Source organism: Mesorhizobium sp. M7A.F.Ca.US.005.03.2.1 (genome assembly GCF_003997795.1).
Classification (GTDB): Bacteria; Pseudomonadota; Alphaproteobacteria; order Rhizobiales; family Rhizobiaceae; genus Mesorhizobium; species Mesorhizobium ciceri.
The window spans coordinates 1-1395 of the sequence record NZ_RZRP01001208.1 but is presented as its reverse complement, the minus strand read 5'-3'; the positions used below and the strand labels follow the sequence as shown (position 1 = coordinate 1395).

The window sequence follows — 1395 nt, the reverse complement described above, 5'->3', positions numbered from 1 at the left end:
AGGCCGATCATGTCGGCCGCGTTGCGGTTGATGGCGAGCGGGGTGCGAAACTCGTGGCTGACGCCGCGCATGAAGTCCGCCTGCTCGTCGCGACGCACACGTTCGGCCGCCAGGCTCGCGTTCAACCGGCTTTCCAGCCGTCGTCGTTCCCGTACCTCCCGCGACAGGGCGATATTTTTCTCCAGCAGCGCAGAGGACAGCCGCGAACTGACCATGAACAGCAGGCAGCCGAAAAAGGCGATCAGGAACAGCGCGCCCTGCAGCAGATACCAGGCGTTGCGGTCGGCCAGAACCGAGGCGCCTTGAAAATCGACCGGCAGCCGGTATTCGATGATGCTCTGGAGAACGCTAGCCGCGATATACTCGGCAAGCACACCGATCGTGATCCAGCGCAGGAGGGTTGGTTGCGTCCGGTCCCGCATCAGCCCAAGACACATCACCGACATCATCACGACCGTAAAGAAGGTCGATGCGTGAATGCGTATAGCAATGTCGCCCGGATCCATCGCGAGGGCGGCACTCCATGCGACAATTTGGAAAATCAGCAGTGAAATGCTGATCCAGGTATAGCGTGGCTGTCCCAGAAAGCGCGCCAGACCCTCGGCCAGCAACACCAGGCCTAGCTTGATGATCGTGTTGTGGAGCACGATGGCCCAGGCCGCCGGCTGCTCCCCACGCAGGAGAATCAGCAGCACCCCCGCCGCGATAGCGACGAAGCCGGCCGCAAGAAACTTCAACTCATAGAGGCGGCGCCACGCCAGCCACACAAACAACCAGGTGACGGCCTGCAGGCTTGCGGTTGCAAACGTAACAACCAGAACGGTCTTCAGATCAAGCATGGTCGAGTATTCGCACGGGGTTCCCCTGCCGCACCCCCCGATGCGCCAAATGTTGAATCTCGCAGGAGTTGTGCGGGGAGGCAAGCGCGATCCGCCCGTGCAAGAATTGGTCAGAATTCAATAGAATTGATCGGTGGAATTGTCGGGAGAGGACGTTTTATCATCGGCCGCGATCGTCTTGGTGGTTTCGCCGGGCGGATTGTGAGGAAGCAGTCGGGGCGATGTGCGTGGCGGACGCACGCGACCCGACGCAGCGGCAAGCGATGATTTTCGCGGGACGCCCGGCGATCGGGCCGGCCGCGGAATCGTTGCTTGCGGCACACGGGGGGAATTCCATGACAATTCGCGATCGTCGCTCGCTCATACGCCCGCTTGTACTTTTGTGCTCCACGGCGCTCGCGGGGTCGTTGCTGCTGCCAGTCATCCTGACGGCGCCGGCGCATGCACAGGCTCTTTATGGTGCGACCGGAGGCAGGGGCGGTGATGGTGACGTAGACAGCAACGGCGGCGATGGTGGCGATGCAGGTGACGCCGGCGTCGCGGGCAACGGTCCGGA

At 62.2% G+C, this 1395-nt stretch carries 1 pseudogene; it reads right to left on the bottom strand.

Annotation, left to right across the window (positions count from 1 at the left end):
• A pseudogene (locus EN991_RS36305) lies at positions 1-839 on the bottom strand (sensor histidine kinase); the annotation flags it as partial.
• Positions 840-1395: the final 556 nt, after the last annotated feature.